The organism is Streptomyces sp. NPDC005574 (assembly GCF_040605435.1).
Classification (GTDB): Bacteria; Actinomycetota; Actinomycetes; order Streptomycetales; family Streptomycetaceae; genus Streptomyces.
The window spans coordinates 1-26,370 of the sequence record NZ_JBEXCW010000018.1; the positions used below are offsets into that span (position 1 = coordinate 1).

The following is a 26,370-nucleotide window of genomic DNA, read 5'->3' on the forward strand; positions in this document are numbered from 1 at the left end:
GGGCCGTCCAGCGGGGCGAGGGCGCGGGCCGGTGCGGCCGGGTCCAGGCCCAGCCGGCGGGCCGCGTGCAGCCGGGCCGGTTCGGTGGCCGTGCCGTCCACGACCGTCTCGACCAGCGCCGGATCGTCCGCGGGTGCCCGGCCGCGGGTGCGGTCGAGGACGAGCCGTACGGCGCCGGCGGCCCGTTCGAGGATGACCGCGTCGACGACACTGGGGGCGGCCCGCGGCCGTTCCAGCCACAGGGCGGGCACGCCGTCCGGTGTCAGCGCGGCGGACGGCCAGCCGGACTCCGGCGGGACGTCGGTGTCCCGCCGGGTGCCGTCGGCCTCGACCCGGACCTGCACCCGCCGGTCGGCGTCGACGAGCCGGGCGGGCACCCCGGCCAGTACGGCGGCCCCGCGCACCAGCGCCTCCAGACCGGCCCGGGACTCGGCGAGTCGGTCGAAGTAGGCGATCACCTGGACGGCCGCCCCGGCATCCGGATCCAACGCGGTCAACCGCCCGGCCAGCTCTCTCATACGCCCATGGTGCGCCCTGCGCACCGTTGAGGGCAGGGCCCGCGATGTTCTCCCACGCCGGGGACCGGGCATCCGGTCCCGGGCACACGGCGCGGGCGCCGCGCGATGCGTCCGGACCGGGGCCCACCGCGCGGGCACCGTGCGACGCGTCCGGGCTCGGGCCCCCCGCGCGGGCGCCGCGCGACGCGTCCGGACCCGTGCACACCGCGCCGGTGCCGCGCGATGCGTCCGGACCGGGGCACGCCGCGCGGGCACCGTGTGATGCGTCCGGCCCCCTGCACACCGCGCGGGCGCCGCGCGATGCGTCCGGGCTCGGGCAGACCGCGTCGGTGCCGCGCGACGCACCCGGCCCCGGGCGCACCGCGCCGACGCCGCGCGACCCCCGCTGGTGTCACACCTCCAGCAACCGGCGGAGCCATGCGCGCTGGGCTGCCCGGGCCGCCTGGGAGAGTGCGGACTGGGGGGCGAAGCCGTCGAAGCCGTGGAAGCCGCCGGGCCAGACGTGCAGCTCGGCGACGCCCCCGGCCTGCCAGATACGTGCGGCGAAGGCGACGACCTCGTCCCGGAAGGTCTCGGCGGAGCCCACGTCCAGGAACGCCGGGGGCAGTCCGGAGAGGTCCTCGGCGCGGGCCGGTGCCGCGTACGGGGAGACGTCGGGGCCGCCGCGCCGGTCGCCGAGCAGCGCCGTCCAGCCGGTGTCGTTGGCCGTGCGGTCCCAGACGCCGACGCCCGCCATCTGGTGCGCGGACGGCGTGTCGTTGCGGTCGTCCAGCATCGGGCACAGCAGCAGCTGGCCGAGGGGCCGGGGCCCCCGGCGGTCCCGGGTGAGCAGGGCGAGCGCCGCGGACAGGCCGCCGCCCGCGCTGGCCCCCGCGAGGACGATCCGCTCCGGGTCGGCGCCGAGTTCGCCGGCGTGTTCCGCGGTCCACAGCAGGCCGGCGTATACGTCCTCGATCGGCGCGGGGTGGGGATGCTCGGGGGCGAGCCGGTACTCCACCGACACCACGACCGCGTCGAACTCCTTCGCCCAGGCCAGGGGCCCGTCCACACCGACCCGGTTGTTGCCGAGGACCATGCCCCCGCCGTGGACGTGGTAGATGACGGGCCGCGGAGGCCCGGGGACGGGCGCGGCCGGCCGGCAGATCAGCAGGGAGATCTCGGGGGCGCCCTCGGGCCCGGGGACCAGCCGGTCCTCGACGTCGAAGTGGCCGTCGAGGGTCAGGTCCAGTTCGGCCAGCATCTGTATCCCGGGCCCCTCGCGCACGGCGTCGAGGTCCTCCAGCGTGAGACCCGGCGAGATCATGTCCTTGATCAGATCCAGGGCCGCGGCGAGCTCGGGGTCGAACGGGGGCGGTACCGGGGTCATGTCGTCTCCTCACGCGGGGCGCGGCGGCTCGTGACGTCATGATCCGCCGTCCGGCGTCCGGCGGGGGCGCCGCCGTCCGGCGGAACCTGCCCGCCGTCCGGCGGGTGGCACCGGCCAAACCGGCCTGGCCCCTGGCCGCCGGGTCGCGGCGACCCGCGAGGAGACGGCCGCCGGACGGCCGGAAGCCGGGCGCCCGGCACGGCGAAGCGGGCCGCAGTGCCGGGCGCCCCGGCACGGCGGAGGGGGCCGGAACCCAAGGGCTCCGGCCCCCTCACGGGACCTCGTACGGGATGCGGGTCAGGCGGCGACGGTCTCGCCGGCGTGGCCGTGCAGGCGGCTGACGACCTCGGTCAGCTGCTCGACGACCTCGGCGTCGTCGGCCGGGTGGGTCTCGGCGAAGCGGGTCACGGAGCCGGGGATGGAGAGCTTGAGGTCCTCGATCACCTTGCCGCCGGCGATGCCCACGGTCTTGCGGGCCTCGTCCTGCGCCCAGACGCCGCCGAACTGGCCGAAGGCGGTGCCGATCACGGCGACGGGCTTGCCGCCGAAGCCGCCGGCGCCGTAGGGACGCGACAGCCAGTCGATGGCGTTCTTCAGGACGCCGGGGATGCTGCCGTTGTACTCGGGGGAGAAGAGCAGGAACGCGTCGGCGTCGCCGGCGGCCGTGCGCAGCTTGGCGGCGGCGGCCGGTACGGCGCCCTCGACGTCGATGTCCTCGTTGTAGAACGGGATGTCGGCCAGTCCCTCGAAGATGACCACCTCGGCACCCTCGGGGGCGTGCTTGGCGGCCGCCTCGGCGAGCTGGCGGTTGTGCGAACCGGCGCGAAGGCTACCGACGAGCGCGAGGATGCGAACAGACATGGGAACTCCAAAGTGCGGAAACACTGCCGTTACGAACCGGACCGAGGTCCGTTTAACGTTGTAGCACCCTAACCGGACCGCGGTCCAGTTTTGTTCCCGATGCTTTACGCTGTCTTCATGTCCGCCGGCCTGCCCCCCTTCCCGACGCCCCAGGAGCCCTTCGAAGGAACCGAGTTGCTCCAGCTGGGCTCAAGCGACGAGGAGAACCCGTGCCTTCGCGCCGACGCGGCCCGCAACCGGGCCCGGCTGCTGGAGGCCGCCGCCCGGCTGGTGGCGGAGCACGGCGCGGCCGGCGTGACCATGGAGGCGGTGGCGGCGGCGGCCTCCGTGGGCAAGGGCACGGTCTTCCGCCGCTTCGGCGACCGCAACGGGCTGCTGATGGCGCTGCTCGACCACTCCGAGAAGAAGTTCCAGGCCGCGTTCTTCGGCGGCCCCCCGCCGCTGGGCCCGGGAGCGCCCCCCGTGGAACGCCTGGACGCCTTCGGACGGGCCCTGCTGCGCCGCTCGGTGGACGAGCTGGAACTGCAGCTGGCCGCCGAGCCGAGCGGGCACCGCCGCTTCTCCAACGCCCCCCGGCGGCTGCTGCGCGGCCACGTCATCCTGCTGCTGCGGCAGGCGATACCGGAGGCCGACTGCGAACTCCTCGCCATGACGCTGATGGCCTACCTCGACCCGTCCGCCATCCACTACCTGACCGCCGAGTGCGGGATGCCGCTGGAGCGGCTGGAGGCGGGCTGGAGCGACCTGGTCGCACGCCTGACCCGCTGAACTCGGGTACGCGAATCCGCGACCCGCCGCGCACGCGGTTTGTCGACCGGTGTGCTCGCCGGGTCCCCGCCCGGCTCGCGGACCCCGGCCTCTGCCAGGATGCCGTACGTCATGGTGCAGATACCGAACACGCCCGCGCCCCCGTCCCCCGCGCCGCGCTCCGTGCCCACGAGCGCCGACGTGGCCCGGCTGGCCGGCGTCTCGCGCGCGACCGTCTCCTACGTCCTCAACAACACCAGCGCCGTCCGGATCAGCGAGCCCACCCGCCGCCGGGTGCACGCGGCCGCCGAGGAACTGGGGTACGTCCCGCACGCCGCCGCCCGCAGCCTGCGCGCCGGACACAGCCGTATGGTCCTCATGCCGGCGCCCCCGGTCCCGGTCGGTCCGCTGTACGGCCGGTTCATCAACGAACTCCAGTGGGCGCTCGGCCGCCTCGACTACACCGTCGTCCAGTACGGCACGGCCGGCCTGCACGGCGACGAGGCCGCCCGCGCCTGGGCCGAACTGCGGCCGGTGGCCGTACTGGTGCCCGGCCCGGGTCTCGGCCCGCAGGGGGTGGCGGTCCTCAAGCGCTCCGGCGCCCGCGCCGTGCTCACCCTCGGCCCCGAACGGGTCGAGGGCGCCCACGCGCTGCTCATGGACCACGAGAGCGTCGGCCACTGCGCGGCGGCCCACCTGTACGCGCGCGGCCGCCGCCGGATCGGCGTCGTACTTCCCGACAGAGCCGGGCTCGAGATGTTCTCGCGGCCCCGTCTCGCGGGGGTGCGCCGCGCGCTGCGCGACACGGACGCCACCCTCACCGAACTGCCGCTGCCCTACGAGGAGGAGGCCGCCGCACGGCTCGCCGCCCGCTGGCGCGCCCTGGGTCTGGACGCGGTGTTCGCCTACAACGACGAGTACGCGATGCTCCTGATGCGCGCCCTTCAGGACGAGGGCGTCGACATCCCCCGGGACACGGCCGTCATCGGCGCCGACGACCTGATGCTCGGCCGGCTGCTGCGGCCCAGGCTGAGCACGGTCCACATCGAGCTGCCGGCCGGCCGCGACCTCGCCGAACTGGTGGACCGGGCGGTACGCGACCCGGACGGTCCGCCCGAGACGCACGAGGTGCTCGGCGCGTCGGTGGTGCACCGCGACTCCAGCTGACCCGCTCACCCGCCGCGGAGCCGGTGCGGCTCAGGCTTCGGACTGCCCGGCCTGACCCTGCTGCTCCGCGACCGACTTGCGGACCTCGTCCATGTCGAGCTTGCGGGCCTGTCCGATGACGTCCGTCAGCGCGGCCTCGGGCAGGGCGCCCGGCTGCGCGAACACGGCGACGCGGTCACGGACGATCATCAGCGTGGGAATCGACTGGATGTTGAAGGCCGCGGCCAGTTCGGGCTGCGCCTCGGTGTCCACCTTGCCGAACACGAGGTCCGGGTTCGCCTCCGCCGCCTTCTCGTAGACCGGCGCGAACTGACGGCACGGGCCGCACCAGGACGCCCAGAAATCGATCAGGACGAAGTCGTTGTCCGTGACCGTCTCGTCGAAGTTCTCCTTGGTCAGCTCCACGGTGCTGCTCATGGGTGGTTCCCTCTTCCTGGTGTCGGGGCGAAGCCGTCGCGACAACACGGCGGACCGGCCTCGTATTCCGCTCGGTGTCGGCGCACGTACCCATGTGGCCTCCGCGCACACCACCCACCAGACTGACCCCATGACGGAAACGGAAACCATCCAGTACGACGTCGTGGTGCTCGGTGCCGGGCCCGTGGGGGAGAACGTGGCCGGCCGCACCCGCGCGGCCGGCCTCTCCACCGCGGTCGTGGAGAGCGAGCTCGTCGGCGGCGAGTGCTCGTACTGGGCCTGCATGCCCAGCAAGGCCCTGCTGCGCCCGGTCATCGCCCGCGCCGACGCCCGCCGCGTACCCGGCCTGCGCCGGTCGGTGCAGGGCCCCCTCGACGCGGCCGAGGTCCTGGCCCACCGCGACGAGTACACCTCCCACTGGAAGGACGACGGCCAGGTCGCCTGGCTCGACGGCATCGGCGCCGACCTCTACCGCGGACACGGCCGCCTCACCGGCGAGCGCACCCTCACCGTCACCGGCCCCGGCGGCGAACGGCGGGTCCTGACCGCCCGGCACGCCGTCGCCGTGTGCACCGGCACCGGCGCGGTCCTGCCCGACCTGCCCGGGCTCGCCGACGTGCGCCCGTGGACCAGCCGCGAGGCCACCAGCGCGAAGACGGTGCCGGGCCGGCTGGTCGTGGTCGGCGGCGGGGTCGTCGCCACCGAGATGGCCACCGCCTGGCGGGCCCTCGGCTCCGAGGTCACCCTGCTCGTCCGCGGCAAGGGCCTGCTCAACCGCATGGAGCCCTTCGCCGGTGAACTGGTCGCCGAGGCCCTCGGCGAGGCGGGCGTCGACGTGCGCACCGGCACCTCGGTCGAGTCCGTGACCCGCGAGGACGGCACGGTCGTCGTCGTCACCGGCGCCGGCGACCGGATCGAGGCCGACGAGATCCTCTTCGCCACCGGCCGCGCCCCGCGCACCGACGACATCGGCCTGGACACCGTCGGACTGGAACCGGGCTCCTGGCTGAGCGTCGACGACAGCCTGCGGGTGACCGGAAGCGACTGGCTCTACGGCGTCGGTGACGTCAACCACCGCGCCCTGCTCACCCACCAGGGCAAGTACCAGGCCCGGATCGCGGGGGCCGCCATCGCCGCCCGCGCCACCGGCGCCCCGCACCTGGAGTCCGGGCCCTGGGGCGCCCACGCGGCGACCGCCGACCACGCCGCGGTGCCCCAGGTCGTGTTCACCGACCCGGAGGCCGCCGCCGTGGGCCTGTCCCTCGCGGAGGCGGAAGCGGCCGGACACCGGGTCCGCGCCGTCGACCAGGACCTCGCCGGGGTCGCCGGCGCCGGTCTGTACGGCGACGGCTACCGGGGCCGGGCCCGCATGGTCGTCGACCTCGACCGGGAGATCCTGCTCGGCGTCACCTTCGTCGGCCCGGGCGTCGGCGAGCTGATCCACTCGGCGACCGTCGCGGTGGCCGGACAGGTGCCGATCGGCAGGCTGTGGCACGCGGTGCCCGCCTACCCGACGATCAGCGAGGTGTGGCTGCGGCTGCTGGAGGCGTACCGGGACAACTGACCCCGCGGGCAGGGCCGGTGGCGCCGGACGGTCAGCGGGGCAGCTCGAAGCCGAGCGCCCGCGCGGCCTGTTCCGGCGTCGCCTGCGACCACCGCTCCGCCATGGCCTGGTTCGAGGAGAGCGAGCGCGGCTCCGCGCGGTCGAGGTAGAGGGTGCCGTCGAGATGGTCCGTCTCGTGCTGCACGATGCGCGCCGGCCAGCCCGTGAACACCTCGTCGACCGCGCGGCCGTGCTCGTCCCGGCACGTCAGCCGCACCTCGGCCGGCCGCGCCACCACCGCCTGCCAGCCCGGCACGCTCAGACAGCCCTCGAAGAACGCGGCCCGCCCGCCGCCGACGGGCTCGTACGACGGATTGACCAGCACCCGGAACGGCTGCGGCACCCGCCCGCGCGCCAGCCGTACCTCTTCCGGCACCGGAGCCGGGTCCTCGACGACCGCGATCCGCAGCGCCACCCCCACCTGCGGTGCGGCGAGGCCCACACCCGGCGCCGCGTGCATCGTCACGCGCAGCGCCTCGACGAAGCGGGCCAGCAGCGCGTCGTCCAGCTGCCCGTCGAAGGGCTCGGCCGCGCGCCGCAGCACTGGCTCGCCTGCCGCGACGATGGTCAACGGGCCGTCGGCGGCGAGGAGTTCCTCCACCTGCTCGGCCAGGGACGCGTGATCATGTGCGGTTGCCATCGCGCCAGGATGCCACGTCGGTCCATGGCCCCCGGGCGCGTCCCGTGTGACGCACACCACTCATGCCCGCGGGAACTCGACGTCTCCGTCCCCCGACTACTGGACCACCACGGCCCGCCGTTCCGGTGCCGTGCCCGGTCCCCGCCCGCGGGTCCCGGTCCCGCACCCTTCGCGCCCCCGGAGAAGCCGCCGATGTCCACCGCACCCCCGACCATCACGGACCAGGCCCCGCCGGCCGCCCCGGCGCCGCCCCCCGGCCCCTGGGCACCCCTGCGCCCGCTCGTGCTGCGTCTGCACTTCTACGCCGGTGTGTTCGTCGCGCCGTTCCTGCTGGTCGCCGCCCTCACCGGCTTCCTGTACGCCGGTGCCTTCCAGGCCGAGAAGCTCGTGTACGCCCACGAGACGACGGTGCCCGTCGGCGACACCGAACTGCCCCTGTCCCGGCAGGTCGCCGCCGCCCGCGAGGCCCACCCCGAGGGCACGATCTCCGCCGTACGGCCCTCCCCGGAGGCCGGCGCGACCACCAGGGTCATGCTGTCCGGCGTCGCGGGCGTCGACCCCGATCACAGCCTCGCCGTCTTCGTCGACCCGTACACCGGCGAGGTGCGCGGCGCTCTCGAACAGTACGGCTCCACCGGGGCGTTGCCGCTGCGCACCTGGATCGACGAGTTCCACCGCGACCTGCGCCTCGGTGAGACCGGCCGCCTCTACAGCGAGTTCGCCGCGAGCTGGCTGTGGGTGATCGCGGGCGGCGGTCTGGTGCTGTGGTTCTCCCGCCGCCGCGCGCTGCGCAAGGTGCGGGGCACGAGCGGCCGGCGCCGCACCCTCGGACTGCACGGCACGGTCGGCGTCTGGGCCGCCGCCGGGTTCGTCTTCCTCTCGGCGACCGGCCTGACCTGGTCGACGTACGCCGGAGCGAACATCGACGAGTTGCGGACCTCGCTCGGCCAGGCCACCCCCTCGGTGTCGGCGGCGGCCGGCGGCGAGCACGCCGGGCACGGCGCGTCCGCCGCCGCCGGGGACGCCGGCCACGGCGTCGGCCTCGACAGGGTGCTGGCCGCCGCCCGCGCCGAGGGGCTCGGCAACCCGGTCGAGGTCGTCCCGCCCGCCGACGCGACCTCCGCGTACGTGGTGCGGCAGGTGCAGCGCAGCTGGCCCGAGAAGCAGGACGCCGTCGCGGTCGACCCGGCCACCGGCGAGGTGACCGACGTCCTGCGGTTCGCCGATCACCCGCTGCTCGCCAAGCTGACCCGCTGGGGCATCGACCTGCACACCGGAGTCCTGTTCGGCCTGGCCAACCAGATCGCGCTGATGCTCCTCGCGCTGTCGCTCGTCCTGCTGATCCTGTGGGGCTACCGCATGTGGTGGCAGCGCGGCCGCGGCTCCTCCTTCGGCCGGCCCGTCCCGCGCGGGGCCTGGCAGGAGGTGTCGCCGTACGTCCTGCTGCCGTGCGTGGCCGCGATCGTGGTCCTCGGCTGGTTCGTGCCGCTGCTCGGCATCCCGCTGGCCGCCTTCGTCGTCGCCGACGTGACCCTCGGCGAGATCGCCCACCGGCGGGCACGCCGGCCACGGGACGGCAGTGCCGCCGCGAGGTGACCCGGCGGAGGAGGTGAGCGCGCTCGGCCTGCCGCTGGCCGCGTGGTCGCCCGGCTCGCCGCACCGCGGCCGCACCCACGCGGCCACCCGGCTGCTCACCGGTGATCCGGCGGGTGGGGGCGCGCGCGATCGGCGCCTCCGCCCTGCCGGCCGGGCCGACGGGGCGCCTCCACGCCGGCCCTGGCCGGTGCCGCCATCGCCGGCTCGGTGCCGCGCCGGGTCGCCGCGCTGCCGGCGCCGGGACCGGAGGCCCGCAGCCGGCCGCCGGTGTGGACGGCGGTCGGTCGCGCCGCCCGGGGCGCCGCCGTCGGCACTCCGTTGTCGGCGCCGTCCTCGGCCGGCTCGGCGGTCACCCTGTTCCTGATCCCGCGCGCGGCGACCCCGCTGTATTCCGACAGGGACAGAGGTCCGCCCCCGTCGGGAGATGGCGCCAGGCGGGGGCGGACAGTGATGTGCGGGGCCTAGTAGGGCTTGGTCAGGTTCGTAGTGGTGTGGGTATGTCGCGGTGGCAGGTGGGGCAGGCGCCGGCCCAGGCGGCGAGGATGGACGCGTGGGAGACGCACGACAACGCCTGGCGGCCCGCCTCCCCCGGCTGGGATCCCCAGGACGCGGCGGAGATCGCCCGGCTACGGACGCGGGAGATCGACCTCGCCCAGGCGATCATCACGCACCCGTTCTGGAGCAGCCTCGCTCCGGGCGACGTCCTCGCGGCCCGGGACGCGCTCAAGCACCACCACGAGCAGCAGATGGCCGACGCCTCCAGCTAGCTAGCTGGTCCAAATGTCGGTGACACCGTTGACGGTGAGCGTCCCCTGTATCCACCAGCCATCGCTGGAGTAGCGAACGGTCTGCCCGTAACATCCGCGAGTGAAGCCGGGGTTGAGTGTGGATGTGAAGCACGTTCCCGAGCTGCCGTAGCTGCTTTTGACGGAGCCCCCGATGCTGATCGCCGTGCTTGCCGCGTTCTGGACGATCACGACGACCTGGGCGTCGTTGCTCGCGTTGGTGACTTCGCACACCTTCCAGTTGACGTGGTCGGACACCGAGTGATGCTTGTACGCAGTGCAGAACCAGTCTGAGCTGCCCGTGTTCACGGTCTGCCAGTACGGTGCCGCATCGGCCGGCACCGCACCGAAAACAAGGGCGCCGGCGGCTGCAGCAGCCACGGTCAGGGCCTTCAAACGCATGGGATGTCCTTCTCTCTCACATCCCGCCCTGTGATGACGGAGCGGGTCGACCGCGCGACTGACACTTCCGGGCTGCGCTTGATCGAGAATGCCCCCAGTACGTCCGGCTGTCGTTGTCAGTCGGTCCACACTTCGTTTGCGTTGCGTCTACACCGTTTGGAGCCGGAACTCCCTGGGCGACTGCCCGTGGGTGGCGCGGAAGGCGCGGGTGAAGTCGGAGGCGCGGGGGAAGCCCCAGCGGGCGGCGATGGTGTGGATGGGCGTGCCGTGCAGCGAGGGGTCCGCCAGGTCGCGGCGGGCGCCCTCCAGCCGCCGGTTGCGGATCCAGGCCGCCACTGTCTCTCCCTGCGACCGCTGCTGGAAGATCCGGTGGAGGTAGCTTAGGGAGATGTGGTGCGCGGCGGCGATCACGGGTGGCGTCAGTTCCGGATCGTGCAGGTTCTGCCGGATGAACGCCAGGATGCGCTCCACCGTGACCTTCTGGCGGGTCTCCGGAGACAACGCCGCCTCTGTGTCCATCAGTTGCGCGAACCACGCCGACAGCAGGTCGAGTACGACCGTGCCCAGGCGCCGGGCGTCGGCGGGCTGGAGGGTCTCCGCCTGACGGGCCAGACCGACCAGGAAATCCGCCAGCAACGCCCCCACGCCCTCTTCTCCCGGCAGACCCTGGCCCAGCAACTCGTGGACCCGGTGCGGTGGCAGGGGCAGCAGCGCCTTGGGGAAGTCCACTCCCACTCCCTTGACGGCACGGCGCTCACGGTCGTCCGTCGGCCCGAGGTCGTAGGGCCGCGAGCTTTCCGCCAGGTGCAGGTCATATGGGCCGAACCTGCTGTTCCGCCCGGCGTGTTCGAGACCGAGCTCTCCGTCGAGCAGCAATGTCAGGTGATACAGCTCGGGGTCGGACCGGCGCACCATTTCGGGGCTCCGCCGAAAACGCGTCGGCAGGAACGACGTCCGCATCACGGTCACCGGCCCCAGTTCCATCAGCCTTATATCACCCCGGAAGTCCGCGGCGTGGGCACTGACGCTCTCGCTGGAGCGGGTCCGGCCGACCAGTTCCCGCCATCGGTCGAACCTCTCCTCCGCAGGCCAGTCCTCGCTGCGGAAGCTGGTCCCGATCATTTCCGTCCCCACTCCGATCCCGCCGGGCGCTCCCACCGACACACGTGCGTGCGGAGACCGTCCTCGGTTGCCTCGCCAGCATTCTGACCCGCGAGACGGGTTCGGAGAAGTACAGAATCGTCACACGGGGCCCCGGCCCGCCCCGCCGCTCACACCGGCAACGATCCCGGGAGCTTCGACACCCCGCCCTTTCGCCCGGCGCCCGCTATCGGGCTGACCGTGTGGCCCGAGGCGACAGCCCACTTCGGCCTACTAGGTCTGGCCCCCGGATCAGTCCGGAGCGGTACGGATCAGGCCCCGAGGCCCGCAAGCGGGCCGCCTGATCCGTACACGAGGCCCTAGATCTGCTCGAAGTCGCCCGCGAGCGCCGAGGCGATGCGCAGGTGCGACTCGGCCTCCTCGGGCCGGCCCTGCCGCTCCAGGGTGCGGCCGAGCATCAGCCGGGCGTAGTGCTCCACCGGGTCGCGCTCGACGAGGATGCGCAACTCGGCCTCCGCGCGCCGCAGTTGTGCCGAGTGGTAGTAGGAGCGCGCCAGCAGCAGCCGCGGTCCGGTCTGCTCCGGCACCTCCTCGACCAGCCCGTCCAGTACGCGCGCCGCGGCGGCGTAGTCCCTGGCCTCGAAGAACATCCGTCCGCGCTCCCAGCGCTCGGCCGGCGTTCCGTGGTCGTAGTACGTCGTGTCCACTGCTGACCTCCTTCGACGGCCTACAACTCCGACAGGTTGTTAAACATTCCACTACCTGGGCGGGGCGGCGAGCGAGGGTCCGCCACCGGCCGCGGTGCCCCGCCCCGGGCGACGGGCAGGGGGTTGGACTGACGCGAGGCGCCGGGCGGGGCTAGGTTGGGCCGCATGAGCAATCTTGATCGCGAGGCGGTTCCCGCCCTGTGCGGTGGACGCGGCTTCGTGGTGGCGGAACCCGTACGCGAACTCCTCAGTCCGCGCAGCGTCAGACTGGGCGAGTCCAGCGTGGTCCGCCGTCTGCTGCCCAACCTGGGCCGCCGCATGGTGGGCGCCTGGTGCTTCGTCGACCACTACGGCCCCGACGACATCGCCGACGAGCCCGGGATGCAGGTCCCGCCGCACCCCCACATGGGCCTGCAGACGGTCAGCTGGCTGCACGAGGGCGAGGTGCTGCACCGCGACTCCACCGGCAGCCTCCAGACGATCCGCCCGCGCGAGCTGGGCCTGATGACCTCCGGCCGGGCGATCAGTCACTCCGAGGAGAGCCCGAGGCCGCACGCCCGGCTCCTGCACGGCGCGCAGCTGTGGGTCGCCCTCCCGGACAGCCACCGGCACACCGAACCGCGTTTCGAGCACCACGCCGAGCTCCCGCTGATCACCTCGCCGGGCCTCACCGCCACGCTGATCCTCGGCGACCTCGACGGGGCGACCTCGCCGGGCACGGCGTACACCCCGATCGTCGGCGCCGACCTGGCCCTCGCCCACGGCACGGACGTACGCCTGCCGCTGGAGCCGGACTTCGAGTACGCCGTGCTGTCGATGTCCGGCGAGGCCCACGTCGACGGGGTGCCGCTGCTGCCGGGCTCGATGCTCTACCTCGGCTGCGGCCGCACCGAACTCCCGCTGCGCGCCGAGTCGGACGCGGGCCTGATGCTGCTGGGGGGTGAGCCGTTCGACGAGGAACTGATCATGTTCTGGAACTGGATCGGGCGGTCCCACGAAGAGATCGTACAGGCGCGTCGGGACTGGATGGAAGGTGCACGGTTCGGTGAAGTGAAGGGGTATGACGGTGCGCCACTGCCCGCTCCGGAACTGCCGCCTGTGCCGTTGAAGCCGCGGGGCAGGGTGCGTTGACCTGCAGGAATGCCCACGTGTCGGTGACGCTGTCGAGTGGGGCGCGGCCAGACAACGCCTCTCGCTGTCGACCGCTTGCAGGAGGGCGGTCGACAGCGTTGCCGTCTCGGGAGCGGGCGGGCGGCGGTTCCACGGTGTGGCCGTCTGTGAGCGGCTGTGGCAGAGCTCTTGCTGACTTTTGCTGACTTTTCTGACGCTCAGTCAGGCGAGGTCGGGAAGTCTTTCTCGAAGCCCAGTCGCTTTCCCACGGCTTCGCGGATTTGACGGTGACCAAGTGAACGCTGGTCTGAGGCGTGGTTGAGGCAGGCGCCGGTATGCATCGACGGGCCTCGCGCTGTCGCCTTGTGGAGAGTCGACAAGGCCAGGTGCCGTCGCTGATCGCCTCGCACCGCACTTTCCGTGCGATACGGAGGGTGCTGTGCTGTAAGACCACCAGCAGGTTCTTCGTCTGCTGGTGGTACAGGCGGTACAGCCTTCTGACCAGCAAGGATGTCGGCCCGACGGGTTCGATGTGGGGAGTTGGCCCGCGTATGGTCCGGATCTTGGTGGTAGTTGGGCGTATTGTGCCGCGATGGGTTGGTTGGTAGCAGGGGTGTTGGGGGTCGCTGACCCGGCGAAGCCAGGGGATGATTACTGGGCGGGTGGCTGCGATGCGGTGGCCCTGGAAGAAGGTGCCTGCTGGAGGTTTTTCTTGCCGGGCGATGCTCAGGCGTCGGTGATTAGTTGTCAGGTGGGGGCGGGTGTCGGGATCTCTGGAGCGCTTTGTGGGCTCCCGCGGTCCGGGCGCGGTCTGGAAGGCCGGCGGCGGTGGCCCACTGCTGATCATGGACCGGACCACTCTGGGCGACAGCGCGATCCGGTCCCACATGGCACAGGTAGGCAGAACCGTCTTGTGGTGTCCAGCCAGTCCAATGCGGACATGTATGTCCAGTTCTGGACCGTTGGGTGGGAGGGCGTAGATGGGGTTGGTGACTCGCCGGTGACACGAAGAGGCCCCGCCGGTGATCCGGCTGGACCTCTTCATATGACTGGTCAAGAGGGGCTGCAGCATCCTTCGTGGGCTCCGTTGCACTCGGACTCGCCGCTGTCGAGTGCCCGAAGTGGAGACGTGGTGACGCTCCGCGTGCTGCAGCCGATGCGGAGCATGTGGCGCGCGGGCTCTGTAGACGTGAGGCTCATGAGTGTCGGCGTACACGTGAACGCGGCCCTGGCGAGAATTCCGTGAAGCTGGGATGCGCCACCATGCGCCGGTTGCGCTCCGTCACATGTGGCGGCGTCGGAGCAAGGTCATGAGGATGACACGGTGGCGGAGCAACGGGACTCCCGCGCTGCTGGCCATGATCCGCTTCTTGGAGTTTCAGATCGGTGATGCGGCCCTTGTTAACGCCGGAATTGAACGGGGTGGTGATGCCTGCACGACCGCGGCTTGGTTTTCCCGGGATGGTGTTGGGCAGGCTGGCGAGGGTCGGGGCCCGTGGTCGCGCCTCGGGTGCGGAAGTTCAGGCGGCTGGGTGGCGGACCCGGCCTCCGGAGGCTGCTGGATCGTCAATTGTCCAGCAACCCGACTCCGTCAGAACCGGGGCATACCACCTCCGGCAGACCCGGAGCGCAAGATTCCAGGTCGACACCAATGCCGCTGCAGTCCGTCGGCTGGTGGCCGAAGGGCTGTTCGCGGGGGCCGCGCGGGCAGCATGTGAACGAGGACAGCGCTGAGCAGCAGCAACGTCGCATCCATTGGTGCCCGGGCCCTGAAGTCCTCGTCCGTATCCGGGAAGCCGTGTGATTTCGCGGGACTAGACTCGTCGAGACGATGTATCAGGATCTTCTGTCCGGGATCCAGTGATGCGTGGGCACGGAGCTCCATCGGATGTGGGGGAGGCCCGGCACGTTGGGTAAGCGGTGGGGCCGTCCATGGCGACAGCAGTCGCTGCCCCTGGAGGGCATGCCTATGGCGACCGGTGCCCGATCTGTGGTGGCGGCGGGGGACATCGGTCTGGTCGTCACGGGCGACGGCAATCAGTTCCAGTTCGGTGCCTCCCCACAGCGAGTCTCGACGTCCAACTACCGCTACCAAGTGGAGTCCCTGGCAGCCGCCGAGTTCCGCGGACGTTCTCAAGAACTGGCACTGATGGCGGAGTTCTGCACCACGCGGGAGGATGCCGATAGGGCCGAGGACGCGTACTGGAGGTGGCTCGCCCCCGCATGGGCCGGAAAGACGGCTCTCATGGCCCAGTTCGTCATGGAGCCCCCTACCGGGGTCGATGTCGTGTCCTTCTTCATCACATCGCGCTTGAATCGGCAAAACGACCGTGACGCTTACTGCGAGGTGGTCCACCGGCAGTTCTACGCACTGCTGGGTGAGGAGGAACCAGCGGTCACCGAGCACATGCGCGAGGAGAGCCTGCTCTCCGCGATGGACCGGGCGGCAGCCCTGTGTGCGAGCCGCGGCAGACGACTGGTGCTCATCGTCGACGGTCTGGACGAGGACTGCGGGGTGCTTGCGGGCCCCGGAAGCCACAGCATTGCCGCGCTACTGCCGCGCTCGCCCAGGCACGGAATGCGGGTGATGGTAGCCGGGCGGCCGCATCCTCCCATCCCGGACGATGTGCCCCCCGCGCATCCGCTGAGAAGTGCTGCCATCGACCGATGGTTGAGACCGTCGCCGTACGCGGAAGCCGTGCGACGGGAGGCGGAGGACAGCCTCATGCGGATGCTGCAGGCCGGCGGCCTCGCACGGCAACTGCTGGGGCTGGTGACGGCGGCCGGTGGCGGCCTGACGGCGGCGGACCTCGCACTCCTGGCAGACACTCGTCCCCGGCTGGTTGAAAAGGAATTGAGCACCGTTACCGGGCGGGCCTTCCGTGTCCGTACGCCGCACTGGTCTTCCCAGGACGCCGGTGCGTCCGCTTCCGGTGTCTACGTCCTGGCCCATGAGGAGATCAGGCGTAGCGCGGTCGAATTGCTCACCGAAGAGGAACTGGCGGCGAATCGCGAGCGTTTGCACGAGTGGGCGGACAGCTTCCAAGTGCGGCGCTGGCCGCCCCACACACCGGAGTATCTGCTCCGCGGCTACGGCCAACTGCTGCGCGCACAGGGTGATACGCGACGGCTTGTTCGACTGGCCGGTGACGCTCACCGTCACACGCGGCTGTGGCAGCGGTCCGGTTCCGATCTGGATGGGCTGGCCGAGCTGTCCGCGGCGTTCGAGGCCCTTGTGGCCGGGGGCGGCGGGGATCCTGCCGATGTTGCTGATGCATTCATGCTCGCCGTGAGGCGCGACGCCCTGCTTTCGCGCAGCGAGAGTCTCCCGGACGCCTTGATCGCGGTGTGGGCGGGTCTGGGGCGGGTCCGGCGCGCTGTCAGCCTGGCTCGAGCCCGGCAGAGTGAAGTGGCCTGTCTGAGAGCCCTCGTGGAAGTAGTCCGGGTGCTGGTCGCGAACGGTGAGCTGCAGCGTGCGACGGAAGTGGCCGACGAGGCAGCCCAACTGGCCGATGCTGTAGTCGGACAGGGGCGTACGGAGGCCGCGACGTATGCGGTGGTCATGCTGGCCGTAGTCGGTTCCACGAACCGGGCGTACAACATGGCGTGTGCGCAGGTGCCCCAGCAAGGGCAGAACGAGGTCCTGGCGTCAGCGGCCACAGCCGCCCTGTACGCGGGGCAGCGCGGTACGGCGGAGATCCTCGCTCGTGCGGCCGCCGCCTCCCTTCCCGACGCAGTGCCGGTCATAGCGGCGCAGGCCATGATCCTGGATAGCGACTGTCCGCAGGCTGTGGCAGTCATCCGGACGGTGCGTGACCGCGGCCTGCGGGCTGAGTTGCTGGCAAATGCCGCCTCGGCGATGGTCGAGGACGGGCATACCGATGCGCTCGTCGTGGCCGAGGAAGCCCTCGCCGAAGCCCTCGCGGAGGGAGGAGAGCGTGCCCTGGTCCCAGCTGCTCTCGTCCTCGCCCATGCCGGTGAACCGAGGCGGGCAGCCGAGATCTGCCGGTCGCTGTCCGACCCGTACAAGCGAATGACATCCCTGGCTCGCGTCGCAGCGTTGCTGGTCACCTCCGGCGAGGTCGGCGAAGCAGCGGACCTGGCCCACGAGGCCGCTGCCCTCGCGGATGAGGTGACCGCGAACAACCAGCGCGCCGACGGTCTCACGATGGCCGCACTCGCTCTGGCTCTGGCCCAACAGTACAAGTCGGCTGTCGAATTGCTGGCTCCCCTTACGGCGACAGCGGCACGGGAAGAGGCTGCGGCGGACATGGTGAGGGGACTGGCAGAGATGTCGGACGATCTCGAGTGGGCCACTGAACTGGCCCACAGCTTGAGCTCTCCCCGCAGCCGGAGCCGAGCGTTGGCGTACCTGGCGGCCGCCCACCTCGCGGCCGGAGACCGTGCGCGGGCACAGGTCCTGGCGCAGGAAGCCTCGGACGCGACCCGGGGAAACACCGGGTGGGGCGACGTCCATCACGTCGCCGAACTGGCCGTGGTCCTTGCCCGAACGGGCGCTCCGGGCCTTGCCGTTGAGGCCGCCCGGAAGATTGACGAGCCGGACGGGCAGGCCATAGCTCTCAGGAAAGCGGCCGCCGGCGCGGCAGTTTCCGACAAGCCGGACCAGGGCGCGGACATCGCCCGCGCGATCGAGGACCCCTGGCGCCGGGCACAAGCGCTCGGCTGGGTGGCAGCGGCGGCGGCCCGGCGTGGTTCCATGGGCGTGGCGGCCAGCCTGATCCAGGAGATGCGAGAGATCGAGAACGGTCTACCGCCAATGACCCTCGTGTCGAGCGACCACCGCGTAGCGGCCCTTGCCGCACTTGCCAAGGCCTTCACCAAGGACGGGCAGGACGACGCGGCGGACGCCGTAGCCGACACCGTTGAGCAGAACTGGATCCGGGCGGAGGTCCTCGCGGCCATCGCGGGAGGTCTCGCCGAGCGCGGGGAGGATGACAAAGCACTATCTCTCGTGGGGCACTTGGCTTCGTCTCCTCGTGCTGCGCGCCTTGCCGCGCCGATCGCCACCGTATGGGCGAAAGCCGGTTCAACTCCCCGCGCACTGGCTGCCCTTGATCTCCTGCCACGAGCGGCTGACCAGGCGGAGGCACTGGCGTTGACCGCGAAGTCCCTGGCCAGGGCGGACGGCATCCTACGGAACTCGGCCCTGGCCCGTCATGCCCACGCCCTGGCCGATATTCTGATCAGCCCGGATTGGACCGACCACGCGCTGTCGGAACAGGTGGCACTGCTGCTCCGCCACGGCCACACTGGTCTCGCCGCTGCCCTTAGCCTGCACATCGCAGGCCCTGGGCGACGTTCGGAGCGGGGTGCTTTGTGTGGCAGTGCCGCTGGATTGACGGCGGTTTCCGGCAACACCCCGGAAGGCGAGGACATGACCGCTGAGGCGGCTTTCCTTGCAGAACAGAGCACGAATGTGCAAGATCACCTGCAGGACCTCGCCTCGGTCGTGGCTGCTCTGGCCTGGACTGACCAGCACGACCGGGCCTGGTCCCTGCTCAACGCACTGCCGGATGACAGTCCCAGCGGGGATGAGGCCGCTGCCGCATTGGCCGAGGCTCTTGCGGCTTCCGGGCATTACGCAGTAGGTCGCGAACTCGCATGGACCCTGCCGCAAGGGCTCCAGCGAGAGCGGGTGCTTGATGAAGTCGCCTGCTGGGCCGCTCGGCGCGGAGACTTCCTCATTGCCATCGACCTGTGCGCCGCGGAACACCCCGTTGAGCAGCGCAACTTCCCTCTGCTCAACGTCGTGGACCTCGCGGCGGCCAAGCGACAGTACGCTGAAGCCGCTGTTGCCGCCCGCGCCCTCTGGGACCCCGCGGACCAGGTGCGCGCACTGTGCGCCATCGGGGCGACCGCCCATCGACACGGCGCCCCAAACTACGCCGACGAGTTCACCGACGAGGCTGGTGCCTTGCTGACAGCCACCTTGGAGTCGACGGAAGACTGGACGGAACGCCAGCGAGGCCGCCTCCGGGCCGCCGCGGCCGAAGGATGGGGGGACTGCCCCGCAGGCCGTGAAGCCGCAGTCGAAGCACTGAGCCTTGCCCCGTGGAGCACCTGTTTGGAGGGCATTCGCCGGACAGCGCCCCAGGCTCTGCCAGCCGTACTGGGGCCGCTGCTACGAGAGAGTGAGCACCCAGCATCGCAGAGCGGGCCGTTCCGAGCGCTCGACGCTTCAATGACCAACCCACACCGATGAGATGGACCGGCTGAGGCCGCACCACGACGGCAGGTGTGACCTGCTGGCCGTCGACCAGGCACATGAGTTGATCGAGACAGGAAGCCGCTCATGTACACCAGAATCGGACTCTGAGGTGCCGGCATGGTCGCATTGATTGTCGGTGCCGTTGTCGACGTCGACGCGGTGGACCCGTGGGCCAGCGTCGGAGGTGGCATCGCAAGTCTGTGGGGCATCGCCCTTGCGCTGTACGCCCAATTCGCGCAGTCGGCCGCACCTGCCACCAGCGGAACCCAGGTCAGCGCCGACGGGAACGGGGTCCATCGCGACCGACACTGCGCTTCTTGAGCCGGCTGCTGCGTACGCTGCACGGATGACGCAAGAGTGGACCTCGGCCATGAGTTTCTCCTCGTTTGCTCCTCCTTCAGGTGCGCGGGACGAGGCGGCAGCAGCCATCGACCTACGCGAGGACGTGGAGGCGATAGCAATGCGCTGGCAGGCTTTCAGCAGCCGCGGGGCCCTAGCAGGCTGGGCTTCGGAAGAGAGTTTGCGGCAGGCTGGTGTCCCGGGTTACGGGCCGCTGATCAACCGGGTGGTGGAGATCCATGGGTTGATGGGCAGCATTGGAGAGCAACTCGCCCTAGCCCGGGCCGCAGAACTGGATGCGCAGCGACACCGGCTGGGCGCCGCAATCGTTGATCCGCAGCAAGCGGCCGTCCTTGAACACAGTCGGCGGATGGCGGTGCGCGCGCTGTGCGAGATGAGTACACATTTTGTTCTCGGTGCTGCTCACGGGCTGGCCAACCTGGTTTTGCGGACCGTCTTGTGCCACTCGGCTGCCGCCTGCGAGGTAAACCAGGCGAAGCGCTTGAAGAAGGCGCAGGGCTTTCCCCCGGGCACCGACCTGAAGGATGCCTGGCTGACGTTCTCCCCTACAGGCGACGTCTGGTCCACGTTGCTGCCAGCAGTGGCCGCGACAAGCGGCCTAACGTCTCTGCAGGATCTTGTGGCGCGGCTACGACTGCTGCAAACCGATCCGCGGTTTGTTGCGCTGGAACAGCGGCGGGGCATGGATTACCACCGTCACCGCCCGCAGTCTTTGGACCACACCTCACCGCGCGCCGGTCTGTGGTCATACGATGCCGTTCACAAGGTCTCCACGATGCGTATGCCTGGTGCCGCGGCAGACGCCGAACGGGATGAGGAGATCGTCCATCGCATCAGCGCCGATGCCCTGGAGTGCCTGAGTACGGCCCTTACCGACCTTGAGCCCCTGCTGGGGCACAGTCTGCGCGACTGCCATCTGTCCTGGACGCCGGTCGATGCTTGATGGACAGATTACCAAACGGCAGTAAACAGCTCGGCGCACGCCATACGCTGGCCGATCGTACGCACAGTCAGCCTTTTGCTGCCAGTGTGCGGGGGCCGTACAGCAGGTGGGGAGAGATGTGGTCGTGTCGGAGTTGAACTCTGTCCCATCGGTTGGGGCCATGGGCGATCGGGCAATCGCGGTCGGCGGCGACGTAGAGATTGCCGTGACTGGCGACAACAACATCATCCATCACTATCTGATTTTCGGTGGTGGAGGCGGCCCGGCGGGTTCGATGCCTACAGACGAGGAGACTGGAGCCTTTCCCGCCGTCAAGGTCAAGGTCGTCGTCCCTGTGCTGATCGGCCTGGTCAACTGGGTCGGGCAGGCTGTCTCGATGCATCCCGGTCGGCGTCTGGTGCAGTCCTACGTGGAACAGGCACTGCACCAGGTTGGCGCTCAGGGGCTGGTGGCCTACGGAGAGGAACAGGACAGCGGCGAGAACCTGCTTTTGTTCACCGGGGCAGCGGACATGCGCATGGTGGGAGCCTTCCTGCTGTCCGAACTGGATCGCATGATGGCTGCGGACTGGGCCAATGCCACGCGCAAGGATGGCTATCTCCTGCCGCAGTTGCGGCTTGTCCTGCATGAGGGATTCGGTGAATACGACGGTTCCCGCATCTCCAGCCCGTCCTTCGTGAAAACCATCCGGGCTCATGCCGAGACAACAGCTCTCCACGATGCGTATGCGGGAGACACGGTCGGTGTGGTGGCTCTGGTGACGAACGAGGCCTATGACGCCGGGATCTACGAAGACCACTGCGGGAGTGGCCAGCGCTGGATTCCGTTCTCCCAGTCCGTAGCCGGTGCGAGCCCGCTGGGCTTCTGGGCACGTGGTGCACTGGGCGACGCGGCATCCGCAGCAGACTGAAAACGCACGCGCCCCGTACTTCACCGTCCTTCGGTTAGGGTGCCGCAAGACAAGGACGAGCAGGAGGCGTTGTCGTGATGACCGGCTGGCGCAGGGGCGTGGTGTGGGCAGTGGCAGCAGCAGCCGGCCTCACTTGTGCAGGAGTGACACTGTTGCTGTGGTTGAAGGATCTCAGCACGGCGGGCATCGTGGCGGGCCTGGCTGCCGATACCGTCACGCTTGTCATGACGGTGTTCGCCGTGCGCGCTCTGGTGCTCCAATCCGCCCAGACCACCAGCCAGGCCACCGCGTCGGGAGCGGGGTCCGTCGCCGCCGGCGGCAGTATCGGCAGGGCCGTGACGGGCAGCAACAATCAGCGCACTGGGGGTACCCCAACTCCTGCGCCTGGATCGCCAGCACTGGGTGGCCGGGCGGAAGCATCCGGTACCAAGTCGGTGGCCGCGGGCGGCTCCATCGGAGAGGCGGTCACGGGCGACGGCAACAGCACGTGACCGTCTCCTGGTGGCAGCGCCTCAGCATCAGGCGGCACAACAAATCGCCTTACCGCGCAAGGCCCATTGTGCCCGGCACGGTGTCGGCTCCGGGTGATGGAGCGATTGCCATCGGCGGCTCCGCCGAAACCGTCGTAGGTGGCCACGGCAACACCGTTGTCGTGCTCCACGCTGGGACCGGTGAACGAGTCGTGGGCGCGGCCTCCTTGGACGACCTTGACGCCAGCTGCAGGATCCGCATGGTGGAACGCTGGCACGCGGCTGGTGTATCGGCCGTGGTCGCGGCAGAACTCGCCGACACTCCTCAGGTGGGAGCCTTGCCGGATGCGGTGACTGCATTGCCGGAACACGGAGTGGTGGTCCTGGAGGGCGTGTTCGGGGCGGGCAAGTCGCTCGCCGCTGAACGCCAGCACCAGCGTGACATCGCTGCCGCACGCGCTAACGCGCAAGCCCCCATTCCTGTCCGTCTTGCAGCGCAGGACGTCCAGGGCAGCCTGATCGACACGGCCACCCGCGCCGCAGCCGTCCTCGGGGATCCCGCCGTGCGTGGGGTACGGCTGATCGTGGACGGGCTGGAAGAGCCCGGGCCGATCCGCGGCAAGGAACTGCTGGACCAGGCATGCAGTTGGACGCTTTCCCCGGCAGGTGCGCGGTGGCGCATCCTGGCCACGGCCCGTCCCGGTCTGGAGGTGGACGAGAAGCTGCGCAGGCCGATGCCGGCGCTGTCGGCAGACGAAGCGGCCGCGCTGATGGACCGGCTCGGCGGTAACGGCATTGCGGTCCACAGCCAATCCGGCATGGTGCGCAGCGTGCTGCGCCAGCCGTTGTTCGCCATCATCGCAGCCCAGATCCAGCGTGATCATGAACGTCTGCCGAACAGTCCGGTGGCCTTCCTGGACGCGTTGGTCACCCGGGCTCTGCGCGATGTCGAAAGCGTCAAGGAAGAACGCGCCGAGCGGCTGTTGCGCCGACTCGCCGCGGTGTGTGTCAGCGCTGGAGGAGTGGCGGCGGCCGCGGATGTGGGCAGCCCCGGCGAAGTACAAGTGCTTTTGGAAACCCGGCTGGTGGTGCGTCGCGGAGACCGGCGTCTGGCCTTCGCTCTGCCCGTGCTCGAACAGTACTTCGCCGGGCAGGCATTGCTGGCCAACGGAGTGCTGGCGGAGGTGGTGCAGAGCGTGGAGCTGCTGGACCGCTGGCGCTACGGGCTGGCGATGGCAATCGCCTCCTCTGGCTGGGAGTCGGCCCGTACAGTGCTGGATCCGCTGTTGCGTGCCCATCCGGGCGTCGTGGCCTGGGCCGTCCACGAGGCCATCCCGCAGGCTGAGTTCGAAGAGGAGGGTCCTTGGCCGGATCTGCCGGCGGACGTGGTCAGCCAGCGCCTGCAAGAGACCCTCGATGCCTGGCAGGCAGCGCTCAGCCCAGCAGGGGATCGCATCTTTTTCTCCATGGGGAGGAACGGCCCAGTCACCGTAGATGCGTTCCTCGAGGGAAATAGGCTGGGACTGCACATCCCGCGACGCGACGGTGACCACACCCCGGGGCTCGCCATCCCCGCTGCCCACAGGTGGACAGAACCGCGGGGTGTGCGCCCTGTGACGGCGCTATTCGGAGCCGCCGCCGTGGAGTATGCCGCCTGGCCCTGGCAGAAGACACTGAAGCTGGTTGCCTCAAGCCTGCACACCATGTGTGGCCGCAAGGACTTCGATCTGGCCGACTGCGACGCCTACACCAAGGAGCGCCTGTGGCTGGCGGCTGCGGATCTGATGAAACTGCCCTCTCGTCGTTTCACCCCCCTGCGTGCGGAAGACGTACACCGGGCACTGTGCTATCACCTCTACGGCGAGCCGGGGAGTCTGCCGGTGCGGAGCGGCTTCGGCACACGGTTCACCGGTTATCAGGCGGAACTGCTGCGCCTCGAGGAGGAACTCGGCAGTGGCCGCTGGGCTGACGCTGACGGCCTGCTGCATTCCCCGTATGCTCTTCCCGACCAACGACTCATCCGCCCGAGGTACTGGGTCTGGGACGCTTACAGCCCAGAGCAGCTCAGGCTGCGCACCGAGCAAGTCCTCACCGCCGCGGTAGAGATCTACACTGCGCTCGTCGACACTTGGTTCCCTCACCTCAAGCCGGTCCTCGGCCTGGCCAGCGCCACCCCCGCCGCGCTGATCGGCGAACTGTACACGGCCCCGCCCCGCGGCAAGGACTTCTTCGAACCGCCCAGTTTGCGGCTTGCCCTCCGCTCCTCGCCCAGCAGCTCAGTCACCGTCCGGCTCGTCCCGTCGGAGGACGCCCTGTACGAACCCGTGCCGCCACCGGCACACGTGATGCGTCCGACGAGGTCCTCCTGGGCGCGCCCGAGTACGCCGGTTATCAGCGAACCGGAAATATTCGACGACGCCCCCGCGGCCGACTACGCCTACGCCTGGCTCCACGAAGACCTCCACCGCCTCCACCTCACCGAGCGTGGGCCGCGAACCATACGCACGGGTCTCCCATAGAGCACTGTGCATCGTGAAGTTGCTGGTCACGGGTCTGGTGTGCGCGGGCTTCGTGTTGTTCGTGCTGGTCGTGGGTGGATGACCTCGGTGAAGATCGTCGGTCACCGGGACACTTCGCGGTTCGTGAGGAGGAGCAGGGCCCTGACCAGGGCGGTCGCCCAGGAAGGGTCGGTGCGGACTTTGCCGAGCACCCGCCAGTTTTTGAGGTGGGCGAAGCCGTGCACCACCGGTGCCCGCCCCGCTGCCAGTGTGGTGTTCGACAGCTTCTGTTCTTGTGTCTGGAGGCGACCACTTCGGCCGGGAGATGGTGGCCTCGGTCACAGGGCATTCGGCTGCGGCCAAGTGGGTACGCCGCCGAGCGGCCGGGGTGTACCCGGTTCGGCGCCAGAGCGGTGCGATGGCCTAACTGGCTGCCGCAGTGGACGCGGCGCTCGTCGGCCTCGGGGACGGCGTCACCCGGGTGCAACGTAAGCAATACCGGGCGTATCAGCGGCTGCGAAGTTTCGCGTGCCTCATCCCGCCTCAGGCACACCGGATCGCATCAATCGCATCAATCGCAGCCGTCCAGGCGCACCGCGACCTCGGCATCGACCGCACGCAGTACGTGCACGTGCACCGGGCGCTGGGTGCGGCGGGCGTGATCGGGATGGCGACAGGCCTTCACACCGCTCAGGCGGCCCGTTCTGATCAAGTGCTTGGGAAGTTGGCGGGCCGTAGGCCGCTGAGCACGGTGTCGACAATCTGCTCGGCCAGTCCGTCCGGGAGGTCGGGATCGGGGCCGACGAACGAGCGGATGAGCAGAGGAGCGACGAACATTTCGATAGCCAGTTCCAGGTCGATGTCCGTACGGAGTTCCCCGTTCGTCCGGCCTCGACTGAGGATCGCCAGGCCGAGGTCACGCCGGGGAGTTATCACGACGGCATGGTAGGCCGCCCATATCTTCGGGCTGCTCCTCGTCTGGTCGTGCGCGTTGTGCAGGATCGCCGACAAGCGGCTGACCAGGCTGCGTTGGCGCAGTGACTCCAGAAGAACGACGAGGTCGTCCCGCATCGAGGTGCCGGGGAGTTCGGGTACGGCGGACTCGGCAGCGCGCATGACGTCGACGAACAGATCCTCCTTGTCGCTCCAGCGGCGGTAGATGGCCGCTTTGCCGACGCCGGCGGTGCGGGCGATGCGCGCGACGGAGAGATCACCCAGTGGAACACCGTCCTCCAGGAGGTTCAATACTCCCTCCATGATGGCCTGTTCCACGGCTTCGCTGCGCGGGCGACCGCGCATGGATCCGTTCGACGGCGGACGGCTCTCGGCACGGGTCATGGCTTTCCGTCGCTCAGCCTCTCCATGTCTCGTTCTCACATCGCCGCGGCGGAGCCGACAGAGGCATCCGCTGGACAGCCAGGGCTGCAGGGTTAGTTCAAGGAGCGCCTGTCGATGGCGAGGGCATCGGGGTTCAGTTCCTCGACCAAACGGTAGAGCAGACGGTGAATGCTGTCCTTGTCGTCCGGGGAGAGTGGTGAGGTCGTCTCCCGTTCGATCCGCCGGGCGATCGAAGCGGCACGAGCAGCGGTCGCGTCTCCCTCGGCGGTCGCGAGCAGCCGCATGCTGCGGCGGCTGGTCGGGTGCGGCTCACGTCGTAGTAGTCCTCGCTCGACGAGCTGGCTCACTGCGGCTCCCATGGACTGGGCCGTGATGCCCGAACGGCGCGCGATCTCGGCGGAGGACACCCCCGGCGTCCAGAGGACCTGCTGCAGAGCGTTGTGCTGCGCCAGCGTGAGGTCTTCCGCGCGCAGTGCCCGCTCCAGCCGGCCGGCGATGATCTGGGAGAACTGCCAGGCGAGGTATCCGGTGGTGGGGAACGCGGCGTCGGTCACGGCCGCAGTCTACGAGAGCGAGGTGTGCTGCTCGCCGGGGACGATACC

At 70.3% G+C, this 26,370-nt stretch carries 22 protein-coding genes and 2 pseudogenes; 12 read left to right on the forward strand and 12 right to left on the reverse strand.

Features of this window, described 5'->3' with window-relative positions; all coding sequences use genetic code 11:
• The 3 genes and pseudogenes from ABZT03_RS14760 to ABZT03_RS14770 all read right to left on the reverse strand — a co-directional run.
• Nucleotides 1–518, reverse strand: a pseudogene (locus ABZT03_RS14760) (PucR family transcriptional regulator); the annotation flags it as partial.
• Nucleotides 519–909: 391 nt separating this feature from the next.
• Nucleotides 910–1,884: an alpha/beta hydrolase gene (locus ABZT03_RS14765; protein WP_356038583.1), complete on the reverse strand. Its 975-nt coding sequence runs from the start codon at nt 1,882–1,884 to the stop codon at nt 910–912.
• Nucleotides 1,885–2,181: 297 nt separating this feature from the next.
• On the reverse strand, nt 2,182–2,745 hold the full coding sequence (locus ABZT03_RS14770) for an NADPH-dependent FMN reductase (protein WP_356038585.1): 564 nt from the start codon (nt 2,743–2,745) through the stop codon (nt 2,182–2,184).
• Between the two features lie 117 nt (nt 2,746–2,862).
• Between ABZT03_RS14770 and ABZT03_RS14775 the strand changes: the two genes are divergently transcribed.
• Entirely contained in the window at nt 2,863–3,513 is a 651-nt protein-coding gene (locus ABZT03_RS14775; RefSeq protein WP_356038587.1) for a helix-turn-helix domain-containing protein, read from the forward strand.
• 99 nt (nt 3,514–3,612) lie between these two features.
• Nucleotides 3,613–4,659, forward strand: coding sequence for a LacI family DNA-binding transcriptional regulator (locus ABZT03_RS14780; protein WP_356038589.1), 1,047 nt, complete (start codon nt 3,613–3,615; stop codon nt 4,657–4,659).
• 30 nt (nt 4,660–4,689) lie between these two features.
• On the opposite strand, the gene trxA is transcribed toward ABZT03_RS14780, so the two are convergent.
• On the reverse strand, nt 4,690–5,076 hold the full coding sequence (trxA, locus tag ABZT03_RS14785; protein WP_356038591.1) for a thioredoxin: 387 nt from the start codon (nt 5,074–5,076) through the stop codon (nt 4,690–4,692).
• Between the two features lie 130 nt (nt 5,077–5,206).
• Between trxA and ABZT03_RS14790 the strand changes: the two genes are divergently transcribed.
• On the forward strand, nt 5,207–6,640 hold the full coding sequence (locus ABZT03_RS14790) for an NAD(P)/FAD-dependent oxidoreductase (protein WP_356038594.1): 1,434 nt from the start codon (nt 5,207–5,209) through the stop codon (nt 6,638–6,640).
• A 31-nt stretch (nt 6,641–6,671) separates the two neighbouring features.
• Here ABZT03_RS14790 and ABZT03_RS14795 read toward each other — a convergent pair whose 3' ends face one another.
• On the reverse strand, nt 6,672–7,319 hold the full coding sequence (locus ABZT03_RS14795; protein WP_356038596.1) for a peptide deformylase: 648 nt from the start codon (nt 7,317–7,319) through the stop codon (nt 6,672–6,674).
• A gap of 192 nt (nt 7,320–7,511) precedes the next feature.
• On the opposite strand from ABZT03_RS14795, the gene ABZT03_RS14800 reads away from it, so the two are divergent.
• Nucleotides 7,512–8,915 (forward strand): PepSY-associated TM helix domain-containing protein, encoded by a 1,404-nt coding sequence (locus ABZT03_RS14800; protein ID WP_356038598.1) that lies wholly within the window; start codon nt 7,512–7,514, stop codon nt 8,913–8,915.
• Nucleotides 8,916–9,010: 95 nt separating this feature from the next.
• Here ABZT03_RS14800 and ABZT03_RS14805 read toward each other — a convergent pair whose 3' ends face one another.
• On the reverse strand, nt 9,011–9,268 hold the full coding sequence (locus ABZT03_RS14805) for a hypothetical protein (protein ID WP_356038600.1): 258 nt from the start codon (nt 9,266–9,268) through the stop codon (nt 9,011–9,013).
• Nucleotides 9,269–9,412: 144 nt separating this feature from the next.
• Between ABZT03_RS14805 and ABZT03_RS14810 the strand changes: the two genes are divergently transcribed.
• Entirely contained in the window at nt 9,413–9,682 is a 270-nt protein-coding gene (locus ABZT03_RS14810) for a nucleic acid-binding protein (RefSeq protein ID WP_356038602.1), read from the forward strand.
• Here ABZT03_RS14810 and ABZT03_RS14815 read toward each other — a convergent pair whose 3' ends face one another.
• From ABZT03_RS14815 to ABZT03_RS14825, 3 genes are all read right to left on the reverse strand, one after another.
• Nucleotides 9,683–10,102 (reverse strand): hypothetical protein, encoded by a 420-nt coding sequence (locus ABZT03_RS14815; protein ID WP_356038605.1) that lies wholly within the window; start codon nt 10,100–10,102, stop codon nt 9,683–9,685.
• 147 nt (nt 10,103–10,249) lie between these two features.
• Complete coding sequence (locus tag ABZT03_RS14820) at nt 10,250–11,224, reverse strand: helix-turn-helix domain-containing protein (protein ID WP_356038608.1); 975 nt, start codon at nt 11,222–11,224, stop codon at nt 10,250–10,252.
• 338 nt (nt 11,225–11,562) lie between these two features.
• Nucleotides 11,563–11,910 (reverse strand): tetratricopeptide repeat protein, encoded by a 348-nt coding sequence (locus tag ABZT03_RS14825; RefSeq protein ID WP_356038610.1) that lies wholly within the window; start codon nt 11,908–11,910, stop codon nt 11,563–11,565.
• A 165-nt stretch (nt 11,911–12,075) separates the two neighbouring features.
• On the opposite strand from ABZT03_RS14825, the gene ABZT03_RS14830 reads away from it, so the two are divergent.
• The 7 genes from ABZT03_RS14830 (at nt 12,076) to ABZT03_RS14860 (ending at nt 24,451) form a co-directional block, all read left to right on the forward strand.
• On the forward strand, nt 12,076–13,041 hold the full coding sequence (locus tag ABZT03_RS14830; RefSeq protein ID WP_356038613.1) for a pirin family protein: 966 nt from the start codon (nt 12,076–12,078) through the stop codon (nt 13,039–13,041).
• Nucleotides 13,042–14,989: 1,948 nt separating this feature from the next.
• Entirely contained in the window at nt 14,990–19,243 is a 4,254-nt protein-coding gene (locus ABZT03_RS14835; protein WP_356038615.1) for a hypothetical protein, read from the forward strand.
• A gap of 123 nt (nt 19,244–19,366) precedes the next feature.
• Entirely contained in the window at nt 19,367–19,570 is a 204-nt protein-coding gene (locus tag ABZT03_RS14840) for a hypothetical protein (RefSeq protein ID WP_356038618.1), read from the forward strand.
• 25 nt (nt 19,571–19,595) lie between these two features.
• A complete protein-coding gene (locus tag ABZT03_RS14845) occupies nt 19,596–20,552 on the forward strand; it encodes a hypothetical protein (protein WP_356038620.1) in 957 nt (318 codons plus the stop codon).
• Between the two features lie 124 nt (nt 20,553–20,676).
• A complete protein-coding gene (locus ABZT03_RS14850) occupies nt 20,677–21,462 on the forward strand; it encodes a hypothetical protein (RefSeq protein ID WP_356038622.1) in 786 nt (261 codons plus the stop codon).
• A gap of 143 nt (nt 21,463–21,605) precedes the next feature.
• Nucleotides 21,606–21,953 (forward strand): hypothetical protein, encoded by a 348-nt coding sequence (locus tag ABZT03_RS14855; protein ID WP_356038625.1) that lies wholly within the window; start codon nt 21,606–21,608, stop codon nt 21,951–21,953.
• The gene (locus tag ABZT03_RS14860; RefSeq protein ID WP_356038628.1) at nt 21,950–24,451 is read left to right on the forward strand and encodes a hypothetical protein; all 2,502 of its coding nucleotides are present in this window, start codon (nt 21,950–21,952) and stop codon (nt 24,449–24,451) included. Before ABZT03_RS14855 ends, ABZT03_RS14860 begins: the two co-directional genes overlap by 4 nt.
• 101 nt (nt 24,452–24,552) lie before the next feature.
• Here the strand turns inward: ABZT03_RS14860 and ABZT03_RS14865 are convergent.
• The 3 genes and pseudogenes from ABZT03_RS14865 to ABZT03_RS14875 all read right to left on the reverse strand — a co-directional run.
• Nucleotides 24,553–24,729, reverse strand: a pseudogene (locus ABZT03_RS14865) (IS5/IS1182 family transposase); the annotation flags it as partial.
• A gap of 409 nt (nt 24,730–25,138) precedes the next feature.
• Nucleotides 25,139–25,768 carry a TetR/AcrR family transcriptional regulator gene (locus ABZT03_RS14870; protein WP_356038631.1) on the reverse strand — a complete coding sequence of 210 codons (630 nt, stop codon included), beginning with the start codon at nt 25,766–25,768 and terminating at the stop codon, nt 25,139–25,141.
• A gap of 92 nt (nt 25,769–25,860) precedes the next feature.
• Nucleotides 25,861–26,322: a MarR family transcriptional regulator gene (locus tag ABZT03_RS14875; RefSeq protein WP_356038633.1), complete on the reverse strand. Its 462-nt coding sequence runs from the start codon at nt 26,320–26,322 to the stop codon at nt 25,861–25,863.
• Between the last annotated feature and the right edge of the window lie 48 nt (nt 26,323–26,370).

Bases quoted from the DNA above. Each gene is read 5' to 3' on its own strand.
- ABZT03_RS14800 (WP_356038598.1), top strand. From the start codon at position 7,512: ATGTCCACCGCACCCCCGACCATCACGGACCAGGCCCCGCCGGCCGCC.
- ABZT03_RS14830 (WP_356038613.1), top strand. From the start codon at position 12,076: ATGAGCAATCTTGATCGCGAGGCGGTTCCCGCCCTGTGCGGTGGACGC.
- ABZT03_RS14780 (WP_356038589.1), top strand. From the start codon at position 3,613: ATGCCGTACGTCATGGTGCAGATACCGAACACGCCCGCGCCCCCGTCC.
- trxA (WP_356038591.1), bottom strand. From the start codon at position 5,076: ATGAGCAGCACCGTGGAGCTGACCAAGGAGAACTTCGACGAGACGGTC.
- ABZT03_RS14820 (WP_356038608.1), bottom strand. From the start codon at position 11,224: ATGATCGGGACCAGCTTCCGCAGCGAGGACTGGCCTGCGGAGGAGAGG.
- ABZT03_RS14775 (WP_356038587.1), top strand. From the start codon at position 2,863: ATGTCCGCCGGCCTGCCCCCCTTCCCGACGCCCCAGGAGCCCTTCGAA.
- ABZT03_RS14790 (WP_356038594.1), top strand. From the start codon at position 5,207: ATGACGGAAACGGAAACCATCCAGTACGACGTCGTGGTGCTCGGTGCC.
- ABZT03_RS14840 (WP_356038618.1), top strand. From the start codon at position 19,367: ATGGTCGCATTGATTGTCGGTGCCGTTGTCGACGTCGACGCGGTGGAC.
- ABZT03_RS14870 (WP_356038631.1), bottom strand. From the start codon at position 25,768: ATGACCCGTGCCGAGAGCCGTCCGCCGTCGAACGGATCCATGCGCGGT.
- ABZT03_RS14765 (WP_356038583.1), bottom strand. From the start codon at position 1,884: ATGACCCCGGTACCGCCCCCGTTCGACCCCGAGCTCGCCGCGGCCCTG.
- ABZT03_RS14835 (WP_356038615.1), top strand. From the start codon at position 14,990: ATGGCGACCGGTGCCCGATCTGTGGTGGCGGCGGGGGACATCGGTCTG.
- ABZT03_RS14815 (WP_356038605.1), bottom strand. From the start codon at position 10,102: ATGCGTTTGAAGGCCCTGACCGTGGCTGCTGCAGCCGCCGGCGCCCTT.
- ABZT03_RS14810 (WP_356038602.1), top strand. From the start codon at position 9,413: ATGTCGCGGTGGCAGGTGGGGCAGGCGCCGGCCCAGGCGGCGAGGATG.
- ABZT03_RS14770 (WP_356038585.1), bottom strand. From the start codon at position 2,745: ATGTCTGTTCGCATCCTCGCGCTCGTCGGTAGCCTTCGCGCCGGTTCG.
- ABZT03_RS14845 (WP_356038620.1), top strand. From the start codon at position 19,596: ATGACGCAAGAGTGGACCTCGGCCATGAGTTTCTCCTCGTTTGCTCCT.
- ABZT03_RS14795 (WP_356038596.1), bottom strand. From the start codon at position 7,319: ATGGCAACCGCACATGATCACGCGTCCCTGGCCGAGCAGGTGGAGGAA.